This window comes from Streptomyces sp. JLSY215 (assembly GCF_059682825.1).
The window spans coordinates 7,317,220-7,339,019 of record NZ_CM185022.1 but is presented as its reverse complement, the minus strand read 5'-3'; the positions used below and the strand labels follow the sequence as shown (position 1 = coordinate 7,339,019).

Annotated in this window: 21 protein-coding genes; 12 read left to right on the top strand and 9 right to left on the bottom strand. The window is 70.1% G+C overall.

Translation table 11 applies throughout. The features are described 5' to 3' along the window. The first annotated feature begins 28 nt into the window (after positions 1–28). From AC5677_RS32515 to AC5677_RS32505, 3 genes are read left to right on the top strand one after another with little or no spacing between them, the layout of a single operon-like run. The gene (locus AC5677_RS32515) at positions 29–1,498 is read left to right on the top strand and encodes an aldehyde dehydrogenase family protein (RefSeq protein ID WP_497191451.1); all 1,470 of its coding nucleotides are present in this window, start codon (positions 29–31) and stop codon (positions 1,496–1,498) included. After that, a complete protein-coding gene (locus tag AC5677_RS32510) occupies positions 1,495–3,081 on the top strand; it encodes an APC family permease (protein WP_497191450.1) in 1,587 nt (528 codons plus the stop codon). The genes AC5677_RS32515 and AC5677_RS32510 overlap by 4 nt, the downstream gene beginning before the upstream one ends. Before the next feature lie 30 nt (positions 3,082–3,111). Further along, positions 3,112–4,674 (top strand): GMC family oxidoreductase, encoded by a 1,563-nt coding sequence (locus AC5677_RS32505; protein WP_497191449.1) that lies wholly within the window; start codon positions 3,112–3,114, stop codon positions 4,672–4,674. Positions 4,675–4,739: 65 nt separating this feature from the next. Here the strand turns inward: AC5677_RS32505 and AC5677_RS32500 are convergent, their stop codons facing one another. Continuing rightward, positions 4,740–5,357, bottom strand: a complete 618-nt coding sequence (locus AC5677_RS32500) for a hypothetical protein (RefSeq protein WP_497191448.1) — start codon at positions 5,355–5,357, stop codon at positions 4,740–4,742. A gap of 83 nt (positions 5,358–5,440) precedes the next feature. Next, the gene (locus AC5677_RS32495) at positions 5,441–6,091 is read right to left on the bottom strand and encodes a CatB-related O-acetyltransferase (protein WP_497191447.1); all 651 of its coding nucleotides are present in this window, start codon (positions 6,089–6,091) and stop codon (positions 5,441–5,443) included. Positions 6,092–6,368: 277 nt separating this feature from the next. Here AC5677_RS32495 and AC5677_RS32490 point away from each other — a divergent pair, with 277 nt between their 5' ends. The 4 genes from AC5677_RS32490 to AC5677_RS32475 are packed head-to-tail and all read left to right on the top strand — an operon-like array spanning position 6,369 to position 10,524. Then, positions 6,369–7,340 (top strand): alpha/beta hydrolase, encoded by a 972-nt coding sequence (locus tag AC5677_RS32490; RefSeq protein WP_497191446.1) that lies wholly within the window; start codon positions 6,369–6,371, stop codon positions 7,338–7,340. After that, positions 7,333–8,496: an acyltransferase family protein gene (locus AC5677_RS32485; RefSeq protein WP_497191445.1), complete on the top strand. Its 1,164-nt coding sequence runs from the start codon at positions 7,333–7,335 to the stop codon at positions 8,494–8,496. Before AC5677_RS32490 ends, AC5677_RS32485 begins: the two co-directional genes overlap by 8 nt. A 10-nt stretch (positions 8,497–8,506) precedes the next feature. Then, a complete protein-coding gene (locus AC5677_RS32480) occupies positions 8,507–9,841 on the top strand; it encodes a sensor histidine kinase (RefSeq protein ID WP_497191444.1) in 1,335 nt (444 codons plus the stop codon). Next, positions 9,838–10,524 carry a response regulator gene (locus AC5677_RS32475; protein ID WP_497191443.1) on the top strand — a complete coding sequence of 229 codons (687 nt, stop codon included), beginning with the start codon at positions 9,838–9,840 and terminating at the stop codon, positions 10,522–10,524. The genes AC5677_RS32480 and AC5677_RS32475 overlap by 4 nt, the downstream gene beginning before the upstream one ends. Here the strand turns inward: AC5677_RS32475 and AC5677_RS32470 are convergent. Then, entirely contained in the window at positions 10,488–10,745 is a 258-nt protein-coding gene (locus AC5677_RS32470; protein WP_497196838.1) for a hypothetical protein, read from the bottom strand. The two genes, AC5677_RS32475 and AC5677_RS32470, sit on opposite strands and share 37 nt — an antisense overlap. A gap of 447 nt (positions 10,746–11,192) precedes the next feature. Here AC5677_RS32470 and AC5677_RS32465 point away from each other — a divergent pair, with 447 nt between their 5' ends. The 3 genes from AC5677_RS32465 to AC5677_RS32455 all read left to right on the top strand — a co-directional run bounded on the left by AC5677_RS32465 (position 11,193) and on the right by AC5677_RS32455 (position 13,231). Further along, positions 11,193–11,456, top strand: coding sequence for a hypothetical protein (locus AC5677_RS32465; protein ID WP_497191442.1), 264 nt, complete (start codon positions 11,193–11,195; stop codon positions 11,454–11,456). Positions 11,457–11,800: 344 nt separating this feature from the next. Next, on the top strand, positions 11,801–12,217 hold the full coding sequence (locus AC5677_RS32460) for a hypothetical protein (protein WP_497196837.1): 417 nt from the start codon (positions 11,801–11,803) through the stop codon (positions 12,215–12,217). Between the two features lie 225 nt (positions 12,218–12,442). Next, on the top strand, positions 12,443–13,231 hold the full coding sequence (locus AC5677_RS32455; RefSeq protein WP_497196836.1) for an SAM-dependent methyltransferase: 789 nt from the start codon (positions 12,443–12,445) through the stop codon (positions 13,229–13,231). Here AC5677_RS32455 and AC5677_RS32450 read toward each other — a convergent pair. Both AC5677_RS32450 and AC5677_RS32445 read right to left on the bottom strand, forming a co-directional pair. Further along, the gene (locus AC5677_RS32450; protein ID WP_497191441.1) at positions 13,228–14,151 is read right to left on the bottom strand and encodes a helix-turn-helix domain-containing protein; all 924 of its coding nucleotides are present in this window, start codon (positions 14,149–14,151) and stop codon (positions 13,228–13,230) included. The genes AC5677_RS32455 and AC5677_RS32450 overlap by 4 nt on opposite strands. Positions 14,152–14,259: 108 nt before the next feature. Further along, complete coding sequence (locus AC5677_RS32445; protein ID WP_497191440.1) at positions 14,260–14,496, bottom strand: DUF397 domain-containing protein; 237 nt, start codon at positions 14,494–14,496, stop codon at positions 14,260–14,262. Between the two features lie 351 nt (positions 14,497–14,847). On the opposite strand from AC5677_RS32445, the gene AC5677_RS32440 reads away from it, so the two are divergent. Continuing rightward, the gene (locus AC5677_RS32440) at positions 14,848–15,312 is read left to right on the top strand and encodes a bacteriocin immunity protein (RefSeq protein ID WP_497191439.1); all 465 of its coding nucleotides are present in this window, start codon (positions 14,848–14,850) and stop codon (positions 15,310–15,312) included. Positions 15,313–15,355: 43 nt separating this feature from the next. Here the strand turns inward: AC5677_RS32440 and AC5677_RS32435 are convergent, their stop codons facing one another. Then, positions 15,356–15,826, bottom strand: coding sequence for a winged helix DNA-binding protein (locus AC5677_RS32435; RefSeq protein ID WP_497191438.1), 471 nt, complete (start codon positions 15,824–15,826; stop codon positions 15,356–15,358). 568 nt (positions 15,827–16,394) lie between these two features. On the opposite strand from AC5677_RS32435, the gene AC5677_RS32430 reads away from it, so the two are divergent. Next, positions 16,395–17,840: a glyceraldehyde-3-phosphate dehydrogenase gene (locus tag AC5677_RS32430; RefSeq protein ID WP_497191437.1), complete on the top strand. Its 1,446-nt coding sequence runs from the start codon at positions 16,395–16,397 to the stop codon at positions 17,838–17,840. Between the two features lie 174 nt (positions 17,841–18,014). Here the strand turns inward: AC5677_RS32430 and AC5677_RS32425 are convergent, their stop codons facing one another. From AC5677_RS32425 to AC5677_RS32415, 3 genes are all read right to left on the bottom strand, one after another. Next, positions 18,015–18,965, bottom strand: coding sequence for a serine/threonine-protein kinase (locus AC5677_RS32425; protein WP_497191436.1), 951 nt, complete (start codon positions 18,963–18,965; stop codon positions 18,015–18,017). Further along, the gene (locus AC5677_RS32420; protein ID WP_497191435.1) at positions 18,962–20,896 is read right to left on the bottom strand and encodes an ABC transporter ATP-binding protein; all 1,935 of its coding nucleotides are present in this window, start codon (positions 20,894–20,896) and stop codon (positions 18,962–18,964) included. Before AC5677_RS32420 ends, AC5677_RS32425 begins: the two co-directional genes overlap by 4 nt. A 438-nt stretch (positions 20,897–21,334) precedes the next feature. Continuing rightward, positions 21,335–21,781, bottom strand: a complete 447-nt coding sequence (locus AC5677_RS32415; protein ID WP_497191434.1) for a YybH family protein — start codon at positions 21,779–21,781, stop codon at positions 21,335–21,337. Positions 21,782–21,800: the final 19 nt, after the last annotated feature.

Sequence of the window (21,800 nt, the reverse complement as noted above, 5' to 3'; positions counted from 1 at the left end):
GGGATCGTCACCGACCGGAGGGACGACCATGCCGGAGCTGTTCATCGGCGGTCAGTGGACCGCAGCGGCCGACGGGCAGGTGCGGGAGATCCGCTGCCCGGCGGACGGCAAGCTGGTCGCGACCGTCGACGAGGGCGGGCCGAAGGACGCGGCCGCGGCGATCGGCGCCGCCCGGCTGGCCTTCGACGACGGGCCCTGGCCACGCACGCCGGCGGCCGAGCGCGGCCGGCTGGTGCTGCGCGTCGCCGAGCTGCTGGAGCGCGACAAGGACGCGCTGGCCAGGGCCGAGTCCCTGGACACCGGCAAGCGGCTGGTGGAGAGCGCGTACGACATGGACGACATCGCCAACTGCTTCCGCTACTTCGGCAACCTGGGCGCGGCCGGCGGTGCGGACCGGGTCGTCGACACGGGCATGGCGGAGACGGACAGCACGGTGCGGCATGAGCCGGTCGGTGTCTGCGCGCTGATCACCCCGTGGAACTACCCCCTCCTCCAGACGGCCTGGAAGGTGGCTCCGGCGCTGGTCACCGGCAATACGTTCGTCCTGAAGCCGAGTGAGCTGACCCCGCACACCGCCATCCACCTGATGCGCCTGCTGGACGAGGCGGGGCTGCCGGCCGGCGCCGCCAATCTGGTGCTGGGCACCGGTCCGCTGGTCGGCGCGCCGCTGACCGAGGACGCGCGGGTGGACATGGTGTCGTTCACCGGCGGGCTGCTCACCGGCCGCCGCATCATGGCCGCGGCCGCGCCCACGGTGAAGAAGATCGCCCTGGAGCTGGGCGGCAAGAACCCGAACATCGTCTTCGCCGACGCCGATTTCGACACCGCCGTCGACTACGCGCTGATGGCGGTCTTCCTGCACTCCGGGCAGGTGTGTTCGGCGGGCGCCCGGCTGCTGGTCCAGGACGATCTGCACGATGCGTTCGTCGATGAGCTGGTCTCCCGCGCGCAGCGGATCCGGCTCGGCGGACCGTTCGACGAGGCCGCCCGGACCGGGCCGCTGATCTCCGCCGCGCACCGGGCGAAGGTGGAGGCGTATGTGGCGGCGGGGCTCGACGAGGGCGCCGTACTGCTCTGCGGCGGGTCCGCGCCGGACGATCCGGCGCTGGCGGACGGCTTCTACTACCTGCCGACGGTGCTGGACGAATGCACCCCGGACATGTCCGTCGTGCGCGAGGAATCGTTCGGGCCGGTGCTGACCGTGGAGCGGTTCCGGGACGAGGACGAGGCGGTCTCGCTCGCCAATGACACGGTGTACGGCCTGGCCGGGGCGGTGTGGACGCAGAACAGCGAGCGCGCCCACCGGGTGGCGGCGCGGATGCGCGCCGGAACGGTGTGGATCAACGACTTCCATCCGTATGTGCCGCAGGCGGAGTGGGGCGGGATGAAGCAGTCCGGTGTGGGGCGGGAGCTGGGGCCGGCGGGGCTGTCCGAGTATCAGGAGGCCAAGCACATCTGGCGTAATACGGCGCCGCGTCCGCAGAGGTGGTTCGAGTGACCCGACCCGGCGCGGAGTCCGGTTCCGGCGGCGAGCCGTTGCGGCCCGGGACCGGTGCCGACGGTCCGCACGACGATGAATCGCTCGCCGAACTCGGCTACAAGCCCGAGCTGAAGCGCACCCTGGGCAACTTCCACACCTTCGCCGCCGGCATCAGCTACATCTCCATCCTCACCGGCACCTTCCAGCTCTTCTACTTCGGTGTGAGCCACGGCGGTCCCGCGTACTGGTGGTCGTGGCCGATGGTCTTCGTCGGCCAGCTGATGGTGGCGCTGTGCTTCTGTGAGCTCGCCGCCCGCTACCCGGTGGCGGGCTCGATCTACAACTGGGCGAAGCAGCTGGGTGGTCCCCATGTCGGCTGGCTGGGCGGCTGGATGATGCTGACGGCCAGCATGGTCTCGCTGTCGGCCGTGGCGCTGGCCTATCAGGTGACGCTGCCGCAGATCTCGTCGTGGTTCCAGTTCGTCGGCGACGGCACCGGCAAGACCGATGCGGCGGCCAATGCCGTACTGCTCGGCACCGTCCTGGTCGCGTTCACCACCGTGGTCAACGCCTTCGGCGTGAAGCTGATGGCGCGGATCAACTCCGCCGGTGTGGCGATCGAGCTGATCGCCGCCATCGTGCTGATCGTCCTGCTCGCCGCCCATATCACCCGCGGCCCCGGTGATGCGCTGACCGAGACCTTCGGTCTGGGCGCCGGGCAGCAGTGGGGTTACTTCGGCGCGTTCCTGACCGCCGCGCTGGCCTCGGCGTATGTCATGTACGGCTTCGACACGGCCTCGTCGCTCGGCGAGGAGTCCAAGGACCCCGGACGCAATGCGCCCCGCGCGATTCTGCGCGCCCTGGTGGCGTCGTTCCTCATCGGCGGGCTGATCCTGCTCTTCGCGCTGCTGGCCGTGCCCGATCTGCATTCCAAGGAGCTGGCGGTGGACGGGCTGCAGTACGTGGTGCTGTCCACGCTGGGCTCGACCGTCGGGCTGATCGTGCTGTGGTGTGTGGTCATCGCGATCACGGTCTGCGAGCTGGCGGTGCACACCGCCAGCATCCGGCTGGCGTACGCGATGGCCCGGGACAACAACCTGCCGGCCGCCGCGCGGCTCGCCAAGGTCAGTCCGCGCTTCCAGACGCCGGTGCTGCCGGCCGTCATCATCGGCCTGGTGGCGGTCGGCATCCTCCTGATCAACGTCAACCAGCCGCAGATCTTCTCGGTGATCACCAGCATCGCGATCATCATGATCTACCTGGCGTATCTGCTGGTCACCCTGCCGATGCTGATCCAGCGGCTGCGCGGCGGCTGGCAGCCGGCCGAGGGGCGGTTCTCGCTGGGGAAGTTCGGCCTGCCGGTGAACGTCCTCGCCGTGCTGTGGGGCGCCGGTATGTCCCTCAACCTCGCCTGGCCGCGCGCCACGGTCTACAACGCGACCGGCCCGCAGCACTGGTATCTGCGCTGGGGCGCCTTTTTGTTCATCGGCGTCGTCGCGCTCGGCGGCTTCGCCTACTACTGGTTCGTCCAGCGCAAGCGCACCGGTGTCCTGGCCACCCACGCCGCCGAACCGACCGGTCCCGCCGCCCCCAAGCCCTGATCCTTCGATCCCCGATCTGGAGACGCCGTCATGCCCCAAGAGGCCCAGGTGGACGAATTCGACTACGTCGTGGTCGGCGGTGGCACGGCCGGCGCGGTCGTGGCGGCACGGCTCAGCGAGGACCCGGACGTCCGCGTCTGTGTGCTGGAGGCCGGGCCGTCCGACGTCGACGACCCCAACGTCCTCCGGCTCGACCAGTGGATGGCACTGCTCGAATCGGGCTACGACTGGGACTATCCCGTCGAGCCGCAGGAGAACGGCAACAGCTTCATGCGGCACGCCCGCGCCAAGGTGCTGGGCGGCTGCTCGTCCCACAACTCCTGCATCGCCTTCTGGGCGCCGGCCGAGGATCTCGACGCATGGGCCGCGCTGGGCTGCACGGGCTGGAGCGCGGCCGACTGCTTCCCGCTCTACCAGCGCCTGGAGAGCAATGACGCGCCCGGCGATCACCACGGCCGCAACGGCCCCGTGACGCTGCAGACCATCCCGCCCCGCGACCCGTGCGGCGTCGCCCTCCTGGAGGCCTGCGCGGCGGCCGGCCTCCCCACCACCCCGTTCAACACCGGCGAAACCGTCGTCCGCGGCGCGAACTGGTTCCAGATCAACCGCCGCCCCGACGGCACCCGCGCCTCCGCCTCGGTCTCCTACCTCCACCCGGTCATGGGCCGGCGCCGCAACCTCGATGTGCGCACCGGCATCCAGGCCAAGCGCCTCCTCTTCGACCCCGCCCTGCGCTGCACCGGCGTCGACTACCTCTCCCCCGACCTCGTCCATACCCGTACCGTCGCCGCCCGCCGCGAGGTCATCCTGTCCTGCGGCGCCATCGACAGCCCGAAGCTGCTGATGCTCTCGGGCATCGGGCCCGCCGCCCACCTCCGCGCCACCGGGATCGATCCGCTCGTGGACGCGCCCGGTGTCGGCGCCGGACTCCAGGATCATCCGGAGGGCGTGATCATGTGGGAGGCCAAGCAGCCGATGGTCACCACCTCGACCCAGTGGTGGGAAATCGGCATCTTCACCGCCACCGAACCCGGCCTCGACCGCCCCGACCTGATGTTCCACTACGGTTCCGTGCCCTTCGACATGAACACCTACCGCCGCGGCTACCCCACCTCCGAGAACGCCTTCTGCCTCACCCCGAACGTCACCCAGGCCCGCTCCCGCGGCACCGTACGGCTGCGCACCCGCGACTTCCGCGACAAGCCCAAGGTCGACCCGCGCTATTTCACCGATGAACACGACGTACGCGTCATGACCTACGGCCTGCGCCTCGCCCGCGAGATCATCGCCCAGCCCCCCATGGCGGACTGGGCGGGCACCGAACTCGCCCCCGGCGCCGCGGCCCGCTCCGACGCCGACCTCCTCGACTACATCCGCACCACCCACAACACCGTCTACCACCCCGCCTGTACGGTCCAGATGGGCGCCGCCAACGACCCGGCCGCCCCCCTCGACCCGCAGCTGCGCGTCAAGGGCGTCACCGGACTACGGGTGGCCGACGGCTCGGTGATGCCGCTCCTGACGACCGTGAATCCCTGCATCACGACGATGATGATCGGGGAGAAGTGCGCGGACCTGATCCGCGGAGCCTGAACTCGGCGACCGGCACGCCGCATTGCGCCGCCGCGCGGCCCCGCCCGGCGCCGGGCCCGCCGCCGTCAGCCCTTCATCGTCCGCCCCGCGGCGGCGAATATCGCCTCCAGCGCCGCCTCCCAGGCATACGGAAAGCCCTCCACATACATCTCCTGGGAGAGCCCCGGGCCCACCGTCACGCCCGGCAGGGAGACCGGTATCGCGCGCCCGTCCACGGCGATGACATGCGTCACCCAGGAGTCGCCGCTCGCGTCCGCGTCGGCGTTGACGTCATCGGGCCGGATCGGAAGCCCCCGCTCGATGAGTTCGCCCACCAGCAGATCGCGGTTGGACCAGATGGTCCGCCGGGCCGCATCGAACGAGGCGAGCTCCGCGACGAGGTCGGCCCAGGCGTAGGGCACGTCGTTGTGCAGCAGTGCCCACCGTCCTTCCGCGTCCGCCTCCTTCACCAGCGCGAGGGGGACGCCCGGCATGACGAGATCCCCCTCGTACCCCTGCGGACACTCGAAGGGGAACGAGACGCAGCCAGGCCGTTCGCCCCACGCCTCTCCGTCGTCGAGGTAGGCGAAGGGTTCCTCACATCCGCGCTCCGTGAGCTCGGCCAGCAGGGCCGCCACATTCGCCCGCGCGTGCTCCTCGATCGTGACGTCGTCGGCGAGGATGTCCTCGATGCTGTCGGTCATGCCGCCATTCTCGCGCGGCCCACTGACAACGCCCGAAGACCCGGCGGCGTCCCGCGCACCGCGGGCCGCATCCCGTCCCGGCGTCACCCGTGGCGGGCGTCCGGGGCGGCCGCTTCCAGGTCGTCGATGCTGCCCGACATGATCGTCCGTACGTGATCGGTGAGGTGCTCCGCAGGCCAGTCCCACCAGGCCACGGCCAGCAGCCGGGCGATGTCCGCTGCGCTGTACCGGGTGCGGATGAGGCGGGCGGGGTTGCCGCCGACGATCCCGTAGTCCGGTACGTCCGTGGTGACCACGGCGCCGGAGCCGATGATCGCGCCGTGTCCGATCCGTACGCCGGGCATCACCGTCGCCCGGTAGCCGAACCAGACGTCGTTGCCGACGACGGTGTCGCCTCGGTTCGGCAGGCCGGTGAGCAGGTCGACATGCTCGGACCACGAGCCACCCATCGTGGGAAAGGGGAAGGTCGAGGGGCCGTCCATACGGTGGTTGGCGCCGTTCATGAGGAACCGCACTCCCGTGCCCAGCGCGCAGAACTTGCCGATGACCAGCTTCTCCGGCCCGTAGTGGTAGAGCACATTGCGCGTCTCGAACGCGGTCGCATCGTCCGGGTCGTCGTAGTAGGAGTACTCCCCGACCTCGATCAGCGGGGACGTGACCAGCGGCTTGAGCAGCACCACCCGGGGCTGTCCGGGCATCGGATGGAGCACCGTCGGGTCGGTGGGCACAGGCATTTCCGGCGCATCCTCAGAGGTCGGGGGTCGGTCTCCGGTCCATGATCGCGGAACTGCACCCGCCAGGACACCGCTTTTCGCCGGCAGGCCGGAAAGCGACCGCCACCGCGGCCGGTCCGACGGCGGTCCGACGACGCAGCCCTACCCCCTACCCGTAATACCCCAGAGCTACGCGGCAAGTGCACTCTCCGGTGGGACGCCGACCACGCGAGGCGCTCCATACCTTCCGTACCGCACGAACGAAACACACCCGGTACGGACGGAAGGACCCTCCGCCATGGCGCCCCGCCAGCGCAGCAGCCGCCTGCGTCGCACCCTGCTCGCCGCGCTCGTCACCGCTTCGGTGGCGGTGCCGGTATCGGGCGCGGCCCGCCCCGCGGCCGTCCCTGCGCCCGTCCCGGCCGCCCTCGGCCCGCTGCGGTCCGCGAACCCCGCTGCCCTGGAAGCCCGTTACGCCGCCCAGCGCACCGGCATCCGGGCGGCCGAGCGGATGGCCGCCGGCCACGGCGACCGCAGCCGGTCCGCCGCGCTGCGCACCATGGCGGACCCGGCGCGCCACTTCCTCTCCTTCGACGGCCGCGACGGTGGCCGCACCACCGAGGTCTTCGGCGACCTCGCGCACGCCGAGCGGATCGCCGTACTGGTGCCGGGCTCGGACACCAACCTCGACACCTACGAGCGCTTCCGCGCCGGCGCCGTGGCGCTACGGCACGAGATGGGCGACCGGGCCGCCGTCATCGCCTGGCTCGGCTACAAGACACCCAGCACGGTGAGCCCCGAGGCGCTGACACCGGGCCGGGCCGACGACGCCGCCCCGCAACTCCGCACGTTCGCACGCGAGTTGAACACCGCGCTGCCCACCGCCCGGGTCTCCTTCCTCTGCCACTCCTACGGCTCCGTGGTCTGCGGCCGGGCCGCCGAGGGCCTGCGGGCCGCGAACATCGTCCTGTACGGCAGCCCCGGGACCGGCACCGACAACGTAGCGGCGCTGCACACCCGTGCGGCGGTCTGGGCCGGCCGCGGCAGCCACGACTGGATCGCCCACGTCCCGCACATCAGCCTCCCGCTCCCCTTCGCCACCTTGGGGTTCGGCACCGATCCGACGGCGAAGGAGTTCGGCGCCCGCCGCTTCGACGCGGGCGGCGCCGACCACAGCCACTACCTCGCCCCCGGCTCGACCTCCCTCAAGAACATCGCCCGCATCGCCCGCGGAACGGCCACCCCGGTCGCCGGAGGCCGTCATGCGTGAGCTGATCCGGCGCATCGACGCCACGACCCCGCCCGGCCGCGACCGGGCCGTCGATGCCCTGCGCGCCCTCGCCATCCTCGGCGTGGTGCTCGGCCACTGGCTGGTGACCGCCCTGGTCTCGGACAGCGGCACGGTCCACGGCGCGAGCCCCCTCCAGGACATGCCCCAACTCGCCCCGATGTCCTGGGTGTTCCAGACCCTGGCCGTCTTCTTCCTGGTCGGCGGGCAGGTGGCGGCAAAGAGCTACGCGGCCGCCCGCGCCCGCGGTACGGGTTACCGGCACTGGCTCGTCGCCCGGCTGGCCCGCCTGTTCCGGCCGGTGGCCGCCGTACTGGCGCTGTGGACCGTGGCGGCGGTCGTCATGGTCGCCTCCGGCGTGGGCTTCGCGACCCTCCACACCCTCCTCAAACTGGTCCTGTCCCCCCTCTGGTTCCTCCTGGTCTTCGCCGCGCTGACCGCCGCGCCCCCCCTCGCGGTCCGGCTCCATCCCCTGTGGCCGCTCGCCGTCGTCCTGCACATCGACCTCCTGCGCTTCGGCCTCGGCGCCCCCGCCTGGCTCGGCTGGGTCAACCTGGCCGCGGGCTGGCTCGTCCCGTACACCCTGGGCGCCGCCTGGGCACGGGGTGCGCTGCGCAGCCGTACGACCGGCTGGGTACTGCTTCTGGGGGGCGCCGCGACCACCGCGTTCCTGGTCATGTTCGCCGGCTATCCCGCCTCCATGGTCGGCGTGCCCGGTGCTGCCATCTCCAACCTCAACCCGCCCACCCTGGCCGCCGCCACCTTCGGCCTCGCCCAGTGCGGCGCGGCCCTGCTGCTCCTGGGCCCCCTGCGGCGGATCCTGCAACGCCCCGCCGCCTGGGCCGCGGTGGCCCTGATGAACCTGTCCGCGATGACGGTCTTCCTCTGGCACCAGACCGCCATGATGGCCGTGACGGCGCTGGGACTGCTCGCCGCCGACCCACTGCCCGGTCTGCACACCGTCCCCGACCACCCGGCCTGGATACTCGCCCGGCTGGCCTGGTTGCCCGTGTTCGCCGCCGCGCTGCTGATCTGCTGGGCCGCGTTCCACACCTACGAACAGCGACGGCCCAGGAGCACCGGCCGGGTCGTACGCGAAGGGCGTCCCGCGCGTACGGCCGAGGCGCGGCGTGTCTAGGCTGCCGGTCATGAAACGGGGGGACATGGCGAGGCGCTGTGCGCGGGCGCTGCGTGCGGTGCCGGGCAATCTGCGCGAGGACCTGTGGACGACGGCGGCCGGCGATCCCTTGCCGCGTACGGCCCGGCGGCCGCGCTGGCTGGACTGGCGACCGGCGATCGTGGTGCCGCTGGCGATAGCCGCGGTGCTGCTGCTGGCCATCCATGCGAACGAGTACGCCTTCGGCTACGGGATGAGCGTCTCGCTCGGGATGCTGCTCGCCTCGATCAGTTCGGCGGCGCTCGTGGCCGCGATGTTCCGGCCGGTTCTGGCCTGGTGGGCATCGATGGCGGGCACCGTCGTGGTCACGGGATTCGCGGCGGCGCCCGGCGGCGCCCCCACGATCTTCCCCTGGACCGGCACCGATCTCGCCCTGCAGGCCGGGGTGCTGTTCCTGCTGGCGCTGCGGGTGCGTCCCCGCATCGCGGTCGAAGTGCTGGTGATCACCGTACTGACCGACCTGCTGTGCAGCGCGCTCATCTCCGGCGTCCCGCACGACCCGCGCTTCCCCGTCACCGTCCTCGCGCTCTCCGTCCTCGTCGGGACCCTGCTCCGCGGCCGCCGGGTGGCCCGTACGGAGCTGGTCGCACAGGAGGAACTCACCGCCGAGGAACGGGCCCGGCGCGCCCTCCTGGAGGAGCGCAGCCGGATCGCCCGCGAACTGCACGATGTGGTCGCCCACCACATGTCGGTCATCTCCATCCAGGCGCAGGTCGCCCCCCACCTGGCCGAGAACCCCTCCGACGACCTCAAGGAGAATCTCACCGGCATCCGGCAGAACGCCGTCGCCGCGCTCGCCGAACTCCGCCGCGTCCTTGGAGTCCTCCGCTCCGAGGACGCCCTGCCGGAGAGCGCGCGGCACGCCCCGCAACCCACCCTCGACCAGTTGGAAGAACTGGTCGGCAACGTCCGCGCGGCCGGCCTCACGGTGGCCACCGAGACCACCGGAGACCGGCGCCCCCTCGCCCCCGGGATCGAACTGTCCGCCTTCCGCATCGTCCAGGAGGCCCTCAGCAACGCCATCCGCCACGCACCCGGAGCGCGGGTACGGGTGGCCCTGGACCACGGCGCCACCCACCTCACGGTCCGCATCACCAACACCGCCCCGGAACGCCCCGCCCCGCGCTCCCCGGGCATCGGCCACGGCCTGCTCGGCATGCGCGAACGCACCACCATGCTGGGCGGCGAACTGGCCACCGGCCCCACTCCGGAGGGCGGCTACGAGGTCCGGGCCGTACTCCCCACCAAGCCCCCCGCCGCCCCCGCCCCGCTCCCCGCTGCCGATCCGGTTGAGGACACCCGATGACGACCGCCCCGCCCATCCGCGTACTGATCGCCGACGACCAGATGATGGTCCGTCAGGGCTTCACGGTGCTGCTCAACGCCGAACCCGACATCGAGGTCGTCGGCCAGGCCGTGGACGGGCTGGACGCCGTCGCGAAGGTCGCCGAGCTCGCTCCCGACGTCGTCCTGATGGACATCCGCATGCCCGAACTGGGCGGCATCGAAGCCACCCGCCGCATCACCCGGCCCGCCGACTCCGACGCCGCCGTCAGAGTCCTCATCCTGACCACTTTCGACCTCGACGAGTACGTCTACGAGGCACTCCGCGCCGGCGCCTCCGGGTTTCTCCTCAAGGAGGCCTCGGCCGCCGAACTGGCGCATGCGGTAAGGGTGGTGGCGGCCGGCGAGGCCCTCCTCGCCCCGAACATCACCAAGCGCCTCATCACCGAATTCTCCCGGCTGACCGGCGCCACCCGCGCCCCGTTCAAGGACCGTGTCGGCCACCTGACGGAACGCGAGACCGAGGTGCTGTCCCTGATCGCCCAGGGGCTGTCGAACGCAGAGATCGCCGCGTGCCTGGTGGTGGCCGAGCAGACCGTGAAGACCCATGTGAGCCGCATTCTGGTCAAGCTGGGGCTGCGCGACCGTACCCAGGCGGCGGTCTTCGCCTATGAAACGGGGCTGGTGCGGCCGGTGGGGTACTGAGCCGACGTGGGCGGGCGGCTCATTCCTCCTCGTGGTGGAGGGTGCCTCACGCGCGCCTCGTCGGCACGGTCCGCGGCCTTGAACTGCTCGCGACGGGGAAGCCCGCTCCGAAGTAGGCGAAGCCCCGCAGGTCCGGCATCATCGCACCGGCCATGAGCCCCCTCCCGGGGCGGCTCCACGCCGCTCTCGCCGCAGCGCGCGAACTCGTCCCCGCGCACCATCCGGGAGCGCGCGCCCGGAACCGTCGGCTCGTCGACCGGCTCGCGCCGTCCCCGTCCCCGAAGCCCGTCATTTCCCGCAACGGCCGGTGCACTTGCATACGCGCCGGACATCCGCGGCGTAAAACTAGTCCTTTCAGGTGACGGCAGCGGCAGGCGCCCCCCGGACGGGATGCAACGCCACCGCACTTATCTCACTCCAGAATTTTCACCATTGACCGATCCCGATCGGGACACCACAACAACCGCTCATCAATCGCGCCGAAGCGCGCCTCACCACACCGAATACCGGAACAAGATCATTCCGTTTTCATGGCGCTCGTTCCGCTGGCGGGAAGGAGGGGCCCTGGTTACGTTGCGGGTCAGGACAGCAAGAAGGGCTTCGAGTGGTTGGTCGCCTGACTCGAAGCCCTTTACGCGTCCGCCCAACCAACCTTGAAGGAGACCGAGTTGATCGAACGCGCACACCGGAAGCGGACTCGCCAGCTTCCGGAGTTTTCCGACCCTAGCATTCCGCTTTTTGCCCTGGCGCAAACGGCCGTGATGAGCATTTTTGCCATCACCGTGCGCTGGGTTTCCGTACTGCTCACCGCAATTGCGGCCACCCTCGCATGGCGAGGCCTCGAGCTGCCCGCGGAGCTCTTCCTGGCCGTCCCGCCCATGGCATGGCTGGACCGGTCCGGTATCACGTATCTGCGCATCCGGCGCATGTGAGCCGGTGCCGGCGTCGGCGCACCGAGGTGAGCCGACGCCGGCCCCTTCGCGCGGCCACCGGCCTCCCGCTGCCGGGCGCCGCCAAGCCATCGAAGCCATGGGCAGACGTGTAGTCACGTTTCGGCCATCGTGAAAAGAACTGCGGTGGGCGTTACGGACCGCACACAGAGCCCCTTCCCCGCGGGAGCTCCCGGTGCCGCCCGGGAGATACGAGCACCCCATCGCCCGCGCACCAGGGCCCCCACGGCCGGGCCCCACCCCTGGGGCGCCGCCCGTCAGCGACCCGACAGCGGCGAGCCGCCTTGCCGCGAGCCGGACAACGGAGGCCCACCCCCTTGGCCGACATGCCACTCTCCTACACCGCGTTCTGCACCCTCCGACGGGACATTTACATCCGCTACGCCTCGGCCCGGGTGGGATGCCGCGGAGTCGGCCAGGAGCTGGCCCAAGCCGCCCTGAGAGACCTGGCGATGGTGTGGTTGCAGGCTTTGCAGAGCGCTTCGCCGGCCGCCGTCTCCTGGCGGCTGCTCGCCCGCCGGACCGCCGCCGGGGCACGAGGCCGAGGTGACAGCGGGCCGCATCGGATCCTGCCCGGACAGCAGGCGGACGCCGTGGTCCTGCGGTACCGCCTCGGACTGTCGATGAACCAAGCGGCGGACCTCATGGGGATCAGCGACCGGGAAATGACGGGAGTACTGCGCTCGGCAATGCGGCGCATGGCGCATCCGGCAACCTTTCCCCTGTCATATGCGCGAACATAATCAGGAGCAAATGTCAGGAGCAATACCTGCGTCACCGCGTACATCTACGCGTTTCCCTGGCCCAAAGCAGTCGACTCACCTCGCGGCGGATAACTGTGCGTAGCCGAGGGGCTGGCTCACCCAGGGGCATCAGCCCTAGCATGAGCCACTTACTCCACCAGGGAACCTGCGCCCCTCACAGGGAGCTTCGGCGCGGGAATACGACGCGGGGAGCACCACATTTCCATCGATGTCAGCGAACCCAGCGTAGCCAGAATGTGCGATTATCTGCTCGGTGGGACGGATAATTACGCCGCCGACCGGGAGGCGTGCGCTGAACTTCTCCGGATCGCGCCGAGCGCACGGGAACTGGCCCTCATCAACAGGGCGTTCCTCATCCGCGCGGTGCGCTATCTGGCGGCCGAGTGCGGGATCCGGCAATTCATCGACCTCGGCTCGGGCCTGCCCACTCGCCCCAATGTCCACCAGATTGCGCAGGAGGTCGACAAGGCGGCGCGGGTCGTCTACGTCGACAACGACCCCATCGTGCTCGCCCACGGCCGCATGATGCTCGAGGAAAACCTCACCACAACCTCCGTCATAGGGGCGGACCTGCGGGACACCGCCGCCATCTTCGCGAGCGACGAAGTCAACCGGCTCATCCGGCCGGACCAGCCGGTCGCGGCGCTGCTCGTGTCCGTACTGCACTGCATTCCCGATGGCAGTGACCCCTGGCGGCTCATCCGCGACGTGGCGGGCCGCCTGCCGTCCGGCAGCTATCTGGTCATTTCCCAACTCGCCAGCGACGACGTGAAGTTGCGCGATCGCGTCACCGATTTCATGCTCAAGACGACTGGCGGCGCATGGGGCCGGGTCCGTTCCTTCGCCGAGGTGGACCGCTATTTCGACGGACTGGAGCCGGTGCAGGCCGACGGGCCCGGTGAGGTGTCGCAGTGGTACCCGGACACCGATCTGCATCCGCGGCAGGCCACCGAGGAATGGTTCGAATACGGCGGCGTGGCCCGCATTCCCTAGTCCTTGTCGGCAAGCCGGTCGATGTACTCCTCGAGCATGACCAGGGTCTGCTTCTTGCCGACGGCCAGCGTCCACAGGTCATCGAGGGCCGCCCGGTGCGCCTCCATCTCATCGGTGTCGTTGATGTAGGTGCCGCCCTGGTTCGTGGCCTCCACGTACACCATGTTGCCGCCGTGGGCCGGCGGAAGCTTCAGCAGGGTGATGGAGGACGTGGGTGCGGCGGCGTGTTCGGCGGCGGCGAACGGGAGAATGCGGATATTGATGCGTTCCTTGTTCTCCGCAAGGTTGTACAGGTGGCGGAGTTGTCCGCGCATGACGGCCCTGCCGCCTGTCGGCTTGTTCAGGATGCTCTCGTCCAGCAGCGCGAAATAGTGCGGGGCGTCGGTTTGATCGAGCAGATGCTGACGCCGAAGGCGCACCGTCAGCCTTCGGTCGACCCGCCGTTCGCTGTCCCTGATCGCCCGCTCATTGGCCGGCTTCCGGAAGGGCGCCTTCATCACGGCGCGGGCGTAGTCAGCGGTCTGCAGCAACCCCGGGACGAAGAACCCCTGATAGGTGCGGATTTCCTCGGCCGAGGTCTCCATGCTGAACAGACGGTCCAGGCATCCCGGCACCACATCACGGAATCCGGCCCACCACTGCTTGGCCTGGGACTGCCGTACCAGCTCGCACAGGTCCGCCAACTCAGCGGCATCCGTGTTTCCGTAGAACGTGACGAGCCCGACGACAACCTCTTCCTGGAAGGGCGTCTTCGCGCTCTCGTATCGGCTCAGCGTGGAAACGGACCCGATAACGCCGGCAGCCACCACATCCGCCATGATGTATCCGCGGTCTTCCCGCAGCTGCCGCAGGTGGTTGCCCAGCACCATTCCTGCGGCAGCCGGCGGATGGACCGGCCCTTCGCCGCCGTCCGGCACCACGCCAAGGACCGTGTCACTCACTCTTGCTCCTCTTATGCCAGCACTTCACTGCACAGCATCGCAGCAAGAGGAGTCGGGGTGGCCGCTTCCACCCAGGTATGACGAATTTCAGACAGCCATGCTGTCGAACTCGCCCTTCCGCGCACCATCAAGAAAAGCCGCCACCTCCGAACGCGTGAACACCAGCGCCGGACCGTCCGGGAAGCGGGAGTTACGAACGGCCACCTCACCGTCAGCCAATCGTGCAATTTCCACACAGTCGTGGTACGAGTCGCTCGCTTTGGCCTTCACCCAGGTGACGGCCTCGATCGCGCTCGCCGTCACGCCATTTCCGTACTCCGCCATGCCATCCGCCCTTTCGTTCCTGACCAGCGCCAATGGCCTTGGCGTCGGCCGTCCGTACATGGAGCCCCGATGAACCGGCACGCACTTGCACGCATTCGTGAAATTGCACGGGGTCGTGGGGTGTCGACGATCCTAGCCACGTGATCAGGGCTTTACTGTCCCTCGAAGGAGCGTTCTTGCGGCATGAAAATACGAGCCGCGCCATTCGAAAGAATGTTGCCCGAGGTTCGTGGAACGTGCCGCCCAGAATGGCTGGAGTGACTGCGGTAGCGCGGGGTGGCTCACCACCGGCATGCCACCGTCTCCCGCCCCCCGGGGCACCGGCCCTGCCGTCCCCGGACAATACGGAGCATGGACCTGCGCTCCGAGCTGCTTCCGCCGCCTGTGGAACGACGGCTGCTCATCGACCTCTGCGCGGACATCGAGCGGATCTCCGGCCTGATGGATCGCGGCGGCCCGGCGGACGCCGCCGTGGCCACCGCCGTCGCCGCCTTCAACGAGAAGACCGGCCACACGTACGCGGCCCTCGACTTCGCCGAATACGACGGAGCGCGCAGCCTGACGGACCTCGCACGGGAAGCCGCCCGGCCTGCGCATCCGAAGGTGCCCGGCATCACGCGCGACGAACTCATCGAAATCGTCCGCAGAATCCTGGCCGGCGACGCCGAGACCGACTACTACCTGCGGCTGTTCGACGCCAATGTGCCTCATCCGCGGGCCGTCGACCTCCTCTTCCACCCGCCGGCCGGACTCCGGGACGCTTCCGCCGAGACGATCACCGACGCGGCACTGAGCTACCGCGCGATCGCGTGGTGACGCGACGGCCCGCGACGGAGAACGGCGGGCACAGCACGGAGGCCTAGCCCAGGGTGCCGCCGGTGTTCCGGATCATCTGCCGGAGCACCTTCAGGGTGGTCACGTAGTCGGCGTCGTCGATGCCCTGGTGGATGCGGTCGCGGATGGCCGGGGCGTGCCGCTTGAGACCGGCTCGGGCGTCGTCCCCGGACGCGGTGATCCACAGCCGTCCCTCGCCGTCACGGGTGAGCCAGCCGCGCTCCAGCAGGACCTCCGCCTCGGCCGTCAGGTCGTCCTCGGGCCGGAGGTAGGAGCTCATGACGTGTTGGAGTTCCGGGACGGTCATGCCGTGGCCGTCCGGTGAGATGCCGTTCTTCGAGAGGTTGCGCAGCAGCCAGTACTGCGGCTGGGTGAAGCCGAGTTCGGCCTGCTGGGCGCGGGTGAAGGCGACGAGGGCCTCATAGGCCAGCCCGGTCCAGTACGCGGCTGGCTGTGCGGCGAGTTCCGCCTCCGGCGTCTTCTGATGGTTCGTCATGTGTGCTGTCCCCTACGGACGTTATGGGTGATCGCTGGTATAGGCACCGTAAAACGTCAAGTTTGGTTGAGGTCAAGGCGACGGGCTCCAGCAGGGGCGTTGCCCTGCGTGCGCGCCCGGAGACGCGTCAGGGGCGGGGCGAGACGCCCCCGGGCCGGGCGCGCGGCCGGATCACCAATCGGCACCAGGTGTCGCGGCGGCGGCCGGGAATCGGATCTTCGCGCCCAGGGGACCGAGGCGGCGGGTGAGCGGATGAGCGGGCGGGTGGCGTCCGGCCCGGCAGGTGGCTGCGGCGCGGCGCGGTGGGCGAGGTGTCGTGCTTCACGGTCGCCCCCGCCCGCACGGCGACGCGGATCACATTCGGCGGCGGGCGCGACGAGGATCACCCAGGGGGCATTTCACGCCTAATTTCCGCAGAACCGGACACTTTCATCTCACATGGCGGCTCATTCCCCGCCCCGATCCAGTCGTGGGGCAAGATCACGACCCCGCCCGGACGGCACCGCATGAACGATCAAAATGGTGGCGGGTTAGCATATGAGCACCGCCTAGCTCGAAAGATAAGCCTGTGACTGTCAACGACGACTCGTTCACCAATTGGAAGACCCGCGAGGAGATCGCGGAGTCGATGATCCCGATCATCGGGAAGCTGCACCGGGAGCGGGACGTGACGGTCCTGCTTCACAGCCGCTCCTTGGTGAACAAGTCGGTGGTCAGCATCCTCAAGACCCACCGATTCGCCCGGCAGATCGCCGGCGCGGAACTCTCGGTCACCGAGACGCTGCCGTTCCTGCAGGCTCTCACCACGCTCGACCTCGGCCCGTCGCAGATCGACATCGCCCTGCTCGCCGAGTCGTACCGGACCGACGACCGCGGTCTCTCGGTGGAGGAGTTCACCGCCGAGGCCGTCGCCGGTGCCACGGGCGCCAACAAGATCGAGCGCGGCGACGGCCGCGACGTCGTGCTCTACGGCTTCGGCCGCATCGGCCGCCTCGTCGCCCGCCTGCTCATCGAGAAGGCCGGCTCCGGCAACGGCCTGCGCCTGCGCGCCATCGTCGTCCGCGGCGGCGGCGAGGCGGACCTGGTCAAGCGCGCCTCCCTGCTGCGCCGCGACTCCATCCACGGCCAGTTCCAGGGCACGATCACCGTGGACGAGGCGTCGAGCGCGATCATCGCCAACGGCAACACCATCAAGGTGATCTACGCCAACGACCCGTCCGAGGTCGACTACACGGCGTACGGCATCAAGGACGCCATCCTCATCGACAACACGGGCAAGTGGCGTGACCGCGAGGGTCTCGCCAAGCACCTGCGCCCCGGCATCGACAAGGTCGTCCTGACCGCCCCGGGCAAGGGCGACGTCCCGAACATCGTGCACGGCGTCAACCACGACACGATCAAGCCGGACGAGCAGATCCTGTCCTGCGCCTCCTGCACCACCAACGCGATCGTCCCGCCGCTGAAGGCGATGGACGACGAGTACGGCGTGCTGCGCGGCCACGTGGAGACCGTCCACTCGTTCACCAACGACCAGAACCTGCTGGACAACTACCACAAGGCCGACCGCCGCGGCCGCTCCGCGCCGCTGAACATGGTCATCACCGAGACCGGTGCCGCCTCCGCCGTCGCCAAGGCGCTGCCGGACCTCAAGGCGCCGATCACCGGCAGCTCGATCCGCGTGCCCGTCCCGGACGTGTCGATCGCCATCCTCAGCCTGCGCCTGGGCCGCGAGACCACCCGTGAGGAAGTCCTCGACTACCTGCGCGACGTCTCGCTGCACTCGCCGCTCAAGCGCCAGATCGACTTCACCACCGCCCCCGACGCCGTCTCGATGGACTTCGTCGGCTCGCGCCACTCCTCGATCGTCGACGCCGGCGCCACCAAGGTCGACGGCGACAACGCGATCCTCTACCTCTGGTACGACAACGAGTTCGGCTACTCCTGCCAGGTCATCCGCGTCGTCCAGCACGTCTCCGGCGTGGAGTACCCGACCTACCCTGCCCCGGCGGTCTGATCACGGCGATCTGATCTCGGCGGTCCGACCTCGGCGGACGGACCGGTCCAGGCGGACCGGTCCGATCCGGTGTCCCGGCCGGCGGGTGGCAGTGGGGTGGCAATCGATTCCGTACGTACGGTGTCCGGTTGCCCACCCACCGCCACCCGCCGGCCGTCGACGTTCCTGGAGGTTTCAGCGATCGGCCCGACCGGCCTGCGGGAGCAAGTCGTCCAGCAGCACCGTGAGTTGGGCGAGTGAGGGCCGCGCGCCCGGGTCGGGGGCGAGGCAGCTGTCGATCGCCGTGGCGAGGCTGCGCGGAAGGCGCCGGCGGGTCCCGACGGGCGGGGCCGGTTCGTCGAGCCGGGGAAGCGAGGGGTGCGCGGCGTCCGGGGCCGCCGCGTCTTCGCTCTCGTCGTAGGGCGCGTCACAGCCCTCGTCGTAGCTCGTGTCACGGGCGTCCTCGCCGTCGCTCGTGCCACAGGCCTCCGAGCCGTCGCCGAACGGGACCTCCCCGGTGGCGGCCTCGTACAGCGTGATGCCGATGCCCCAGACATCGGCCGCGGGGGTGAGCATCCCGCCGCGGGCCTGCTCGGGAGCCAGGTAGCCGAAGGTGCCCAGGCCCGGCGGGGCGGGGCCCGGTGGGCGGGCGATGCTCAGATCGAGGACCGTTGCGCGTCGGCAGCCGACGACGATGTTGGACGGCTTCAGGTCCAGGTGCAGCAGGTCCTTGCCGTGCAGGTAGTGCATGGCCGAGCACAGGTGCAGGCCGAGGAGGGCGAGGTCGGTGGCGGCCAGCCGGCGCCTCCGGCGGTCGATGAGGTACGACAGGGTCTCGCCCGTGAGCGTCTCCAGTACGACGAACGGCTCCGGAGATTCGCCCGTTGCGTAGCCGCGCACCAGGTGTGGGTGGGTGAACGTCCGGAGCCAGTGGCCCTCTTGCAGCAGCCGCTCGCGCAGCCGCTGGTCGTCCCGTCGGGCCGGGCGCAGCACCTTCACGACGCATCGGCACTCCCGCTCCCGGCTCCAGGCGTCGTACAGATCCAGCCAGCCGGTGCGGCACAGATGCGCGAGGACCGCGTAGCCCGGGGCCACCGTCCTTCCGGCCGCCAGCGGCGGCGCCTCGGGGGCGTGCGGACGGCTCATGGCACGGCCTCGACCGTGGGCGCCTCGCCCGGCTCGTGAAACCGGCAGAGCCGGGCGTACGGGGCGCTGCGGGTGAGCAGCTGGTGGTGTGTGCCGCGGTCGGTGATCCGGCCGTGGTCGAGCAGCACGATCTGGGTGGCGTCGCGGACGGTGAGCAGGTTGTGGGAGATGAGGATCGTCGTGCGTCCCGTCATCAGCAGGCGCAGGGGCTGCAGGATGTGCCGGCCGGATTCCGCGTCGAGGCCGGTGGTCGGTTCGTCGAGGAGGAGTACGGGCGCATCGCGGATCATGGCGCGGGCGATGGCGAGGCGCTGTCGTTGGCCGCCGGAGAGCAGTCGGCCGCGCTGGCCCACCACGGTCCCGTAGCCTTCGGGGAGCCGGCTGATGAAGGCGTGGGCGTCTGCGGCGTGGGCCGCGGCAACGATCTCCTCGTCGCTCGCGCCGGGGCGGCCGTAGGCGATGTTGTCGCGCACCGTGCCGTGGAGGACCAGGGTCTCCTGGAGCAGCATGGCGACGTGGTCCCGCAGCTCGTCCAGGCGCAGATCGCGCAGGTCGATTCCGTCGAGGCGGATGCTTCCGTGGTCCGGATCGTAGAAGCGCAGCAGCAGCTTGGCGGCGGTCGACTTTCCGGCTCCGCTCGGCCCGACCAGTGCCAGCGTCTCGCCGGGTGCCACGGCGAAGGAGACGCCGGAGAGGGCCGGCCGGGTGGTCCCCGGGTAGCGGAAGGAGACGTCCTCGAACTCGATCCCGCCGCGGGGGTGTCCGAGCTTCCGGGGGGCGGTGGCCTGGACGACCTGCGGCCGCTGGTCGAGCAGCTCGATGATCCGCTCCCCGGCGGCGGACGCCGAGTAGAAGGTGTTGCTGAGGCCGGACAGGCCGCGAATCGGGCTGTAGAGGCGGCTCAGCAGGGTGAGGAAGACCATCAGGCCGCCCAGGGTGAGGCGGCCCTGGACCAGTTCCCAGGTGCCCAGGCCCATCACAAGCAGCGCGCCGGCCAGCTCGATGACGTCGACGACCGTGGCATAGGTGGCACCGATGCGGGCGGCGGCCATCGCGGCCCGGAACCTCCCGAGGTTCTCGCGCTCGAACCGGCCGTGCTCCCAGCGCTGCCGGTTGTACGCCTGGACCAGGGCGATGTTGCCCAGGGCCTCTTCGGTGATCGCGCTGATCGAGCCGCTGCGGCGTCGCCGCTCGCGCGATGCGGCCTTCACCCGCCGGGAGAAGCGCCGCGCGGTGCACCAGAACAGGGGGGCGATGACGAGGGCGAGGACCGTCAGGTCCCACCGCAGGAAGAACAGCACGCCGAGGAAGACCGCCAGCCGTATGACGTGGGCGATCGCGTCGACGATCCCGGAGAGCAGGAAGGTCTCGACCGCGTCGACGTCACCGGTCACCCTGGCGAGCACATCGCCGAGCCGCCGCCGTTCGAAGAAGCCGAGTGACAGATCCTCGACGTGGCGGAACAGATCCGACCGCAGGGCCAGCAGGAACCGTTCGCTGACCCAGGTGGAGGTCACCTCGTCGGCGAAGTCGAGAATGCCCGCCAGGAACGTGAACGCGAGGTAGGCGAGCGCGATCGGCAGGAAGAGCTGCAGGTTGCGCGGGACCAGCATGTCGTCGATGACGATCTTGAAGAGCCAGATCTCGGCCGCGTCGACGACGGGTGCCAGCACGACGAAGGCGAGGATCACCACCAGCCAGCGCCGGCCGCCACGCGTGTAGGGCCAGAAGCGCCGGAAGATGTCCCGCAGGGCCACCGGCGGCGCGGCCTCGACGATGCGGTCCGGGCCATCGGGTCCGTCGGCGACGGACAGCAACCGCCGCACCCACTGCGCAAGGCGGCCGGTCGCGGTACGGCTCGTGCCCTCCTTGCCCACGCCGTCGGCCCGGGTGTCGCCGCGGGAGGGGGCGTTCGGCCGCGCGCTGCTCATATCGCCTCACCGACTGATGCGGCCGGGCAGCAGGCCCGGCCGCTGGCGGACACACCGAGTGCGTCCGTAGGCGTCAGTACCTCCCTCCGTGGTGCCTGTGGTGGTCGTGGTCCCTGTCATGGCGCCGACGCCGGTGGCGGTCGTGGCCGTGTCCGCCCGAGTCCCTGCGCCTGTCCGTCGTCATACGGTCGCGGTGACGGCGCAGCGCGGGAGTCAGGCGATCGAAGACTCCCATGGTCTCCCCTTCCTCATGGACCCCTGGAATCCCTCATCAACCACATATACGAAAGGGAATTGAGAAAGGATTGAGCGAAGATTCACGGGCGGACTTCCGCCGCTGGACGACTACGCTGCGTCAGGACGGCGCCTGAGGGACACCGCTGGGGCCTCCGCTCCGGGAGCTTCTCCCGGTTCACGGGCCCCTGCGCCGTCGCCTTGTCACCCGGCCGCCGCCGTCGTCGCCGTCGCCGTCGCCGTGCCGAACGGGTTGTCGATCACGTACCGCCACAGGCCGTCCGGTCCGCGCCGGGCGACGTCCGTGGCGGTGCCCTCCAGGTGGACGTGCTCGCCGTCCGGCCGGTGGCCGTCGATCACCCAGTCGACGATGAGCAGCGCGATGTCATCGGCGAGGTAGGTGTGCCGGGGGCTGACGCTGATGGGCAGCCCCAGGGACTGGAACGCGGAGTTGGCGGCGGCGAGTTCCGGGCCGGCGACGGATGTGCCGGGCCGGGGAACGAACACCGCTCCTTCGTCGTAGACATCGGTGAGCGCCTGGGGGCTGCCGGAGTTGAACGCGGCGGCGAAGACCATGGGGTGCTGCGCGGCATCTGTGGTCAGGGCGACGGAGGGGGCGTGATCGTGGGCGGAATGCATACGGGGATTCATGGCGGCAGCCAAGCCGGTC